Origin of the sequence: Micromonospora sp. D75, assembly GCF_018070405.1 — a bacterium.
Lineage (GTDB): Bacteria > Actinomycetota > Actinomycetes > Mycobacteriales > Micromonosporaceae > Micromonospora > Micromonospora chalcea.
The window spans coordinates 1-2,487 of the sequence record NZ_JAGPXV010000771.1 but is presented as its reverse complement, the minus strand read 5'-3'; the positions used below and the strand labels follow the sequence as shown (position 1 = coordinate 2,487).

Sequence of the window (2,487 nt, the reverse complement as noted above, 5' to 3'; positions counted from 1 at the left end):
GGTTAGGGGAGGTGGGACAGGGCGGTCAGGAGGGCGTCGACCTGGGGCTCGGTGGTGCCCAGGCCCAGGCTGGCGCGCAGGGCGGTCGGGGGCAGGTCGGTGCGGCCGGTACGGGCGGCGGCCTCGGCCAGCAGGCGACGGGTCAGCGGGTGGGCGCAGAACAGGCCGTCCCGTACCCCGATCCGGTGCCGGCTCGCCAGATGCGCGGCCACGTCGGCGGAGTCCCGCCCGGCGACCACGAAGCTGACGATGCCCACCCGTGGGGCGTCCGGGCCGAACATGCGCAGCTCGACCACGTCGGGCAGCGTGGCGAGGCCGCGGCGCAGCCGGGTCAGCAGCGCCTGTTCCCGTACGTGCAGCGCCTGCCGGTCGGCCTCGCCGAGCGCGGCGCAGACCGCCGCCAGCGCCACCGCGCCGAGCAGGTTCGGGGTGCCGGCCTCGTGCCGGGCCGGGCCGGTGGTCCACCGCACCTCGTGCGTGGCCGCGCCGACGTGGCTGGTGGCGCCGCCACCGGCCAGGTACGGCGGGGCCGCGTCCAGCCAGTCCGCCCGCCCGGCGAGCACGCCCGCGCCGAACGGGGCGTACAGCTTGTGGCCGGACAGCGCCACGTAGTCCACGTCCAGCGCGGCCAGGTCGACCGGGGCGTGCGGGGCGAGCTGCGCGGCGTCGACCAGGATGCGGGCGCCGTGCCGGTGGGCGACCCGGGCCAGTTCGGCGATCGGCCACACCTCGCCGGTGACGTTGCCGGCGCCGGTGACCGCGACCAGCACCGGCAGGCCGGGCCGGGCGTCGCGGGCCAGCTCGCCGAGCGCCGCCGCGAGGGACCGGACCGCGCCGGCCGGGCTGTCCGGCACCGGCAGGCGTACCGAGCCGCGCGGCCAGGGCAGCAGGTTGGCGTGGTGCTCGCCGCCGAACGTGATCACCGTGGTGCCCGCGGGCAGCGCACGGGCCAGCAGGTTCAGCGCGTCTGTGGTGTTCCGCGTGAAGATCACGTGGTCGTCGGGGCGGGCGCCGAGGAAGTCGCCGACGGTCTGCCGGGCCTGCTCGTAGGCGAGCGTGCAGCGCCGGGACAGCGCGCCCGCGCCGCGATGCACGCTCGCGTACCAGGGAAGGAGCCCGGCCACCGCGTCGGCCGCGGCCCGCGCGCACGGCGCGCTGGCGGCGTGGTCCAGGTTGATCTCCCCCGGTACGCCGAGCACGCCGAGCGGGTCGGGCCGGACCGGTGCGGGCAGCACTGGCGACGGGGGTACGAGAGTGAGGGTCATGCCGGAGCCTCCCGGGTCACAGGTGGACCCCGGGTGGTGCCGGGACGGGGTCCGCGCTTGCCCAGCACGCGGAGCGGCGCTGGGCCCGGTCATCACCCGGGGCACCCCACCGCGAACCTCGACGAGGGTTGCCGGCCAGCAAGCCGGGGCTTGACGCTGGCGCTCGTGACCTGTTCGGGAGCATAGCCGTAGCGTTCGGCCCGGACCAGTGGGTCGCGGGTGACTACGCTGACCGCATGGCCGACACCCCGCCCGGCGGAGCCCTGCCGCCGCCGCCCGCGCCCGCCGCCCCGTCGCCGGGAGGGCCGACGCCCCGGATGCCGCTGCGCCGACTCGGCTGGCGGCGCTTCCTCGCGCTGGCCGGTGTGGTGCTGCTGATCGCGGCCGGCGCGCTGTTCATGGTCTTCACGCTGGGCGAGAGCCTCGGCGCCGAGGCGCTGCTGGTGGGCCTGGTCGCGGCGATCCTGCCGGTGCCGGTGCTGGTCTCCTGCTTCCTGTGGCTCGACCGCTACGAGCCGGAGCCGTTGAAGTATCTGATCTTCTGCTTCGCGTGGGGCGCCTTCGTCTCCACCGCGATCTCGCTGCTGGTCAACGAGACCGGCGCGCGGCTGTTCGACGACCTGGGGCTGCCCGCCGCGCTGACAGCGGTGCTCGTCGCCCCGTTCATCGAGGAGCTGACCAAGGCGGCGGGCCCGCTCCTGGTGCTGATCTTCCGGCGCCGGGAGTTCTCCGGGATCACCGACGGCCTGGTCTACTGCGGGCTCTCCGCGGTCGGCTTCGCCATGGTCGAGAACATCCTCTACCTGGGCGGGTACGGCTACCGCACCGGCGTGGAGCAGTACGGCCCGGCCACCGGCGCGCAGCAGGTGATCGCGATCTTCATCGTCCGGATCCTGCTGTTCGGCTTCGCCCACCCGCTGTTCACCTCGATGACCGGCGTCGGGCTGGGCGTCGCGGCGCGTACCGCCGACCGGCGGGTACGGGTGCTCGCCCCGCTGGCCGGCCTGCTGCTGGCGATGATCCTGCACGGCACCTGGAACCTGCTGCCCTCGCTGGCCCAGGCCACCGGGCAGACGGTGATCGTGCTCTACGGGTACATCGGCGTGATGGTGCCGATCTTCTTCGCCATGGTGGGGCTGGCGATCTGGCTGCGCGCCTGGGAGGGCCGGCTCACCGAGCGCACGCTGCCGGACTACGTGCGGGCGGGCTGGCTCACCCCGCC

At 75.4% G+C, this 2,487-nt stretch carries 2 protein-coding genes and 1 riboswitch; of the genes, one reads left to right on the top strand and one right to left on the bottom strand.

The features are described 5' to 3' along the window. Window positions 1-2: 2 nt before the first annotated feature. Window positions 3-1,265 (bottom strand): aminotransferase class V-fold PLP-dependent enzyme, encoded by a 1,263-nt coding sequence (locus KBX39_RS28820; RefSeq protein WP_166457584.1) that lies wholly within the window; start codon window positions 1,263-1,265, stop codon window positions 3-5. A 48-nt stretch (window positions 1,266-1,313) separates the two neighbouring features. Then, window positions 1,314-1,436: riboswitch (SAM riboswitch) on the bottom strand. Between the two features lie 65 nt (window positions 1,437-1,501). Here KBX39_RS28820 and KBX39_RS28815 point away from each other — a divergent pair. Beyond that, window positions 1,502-2,487, top strand: a 986-nt coding sequence (locus tag KBX39_RS28815; protein ID WP_210873553.1) for a PrsW family intramembrane metalloprotease, incomplete at its 3' end; no start/stop codon positions are given.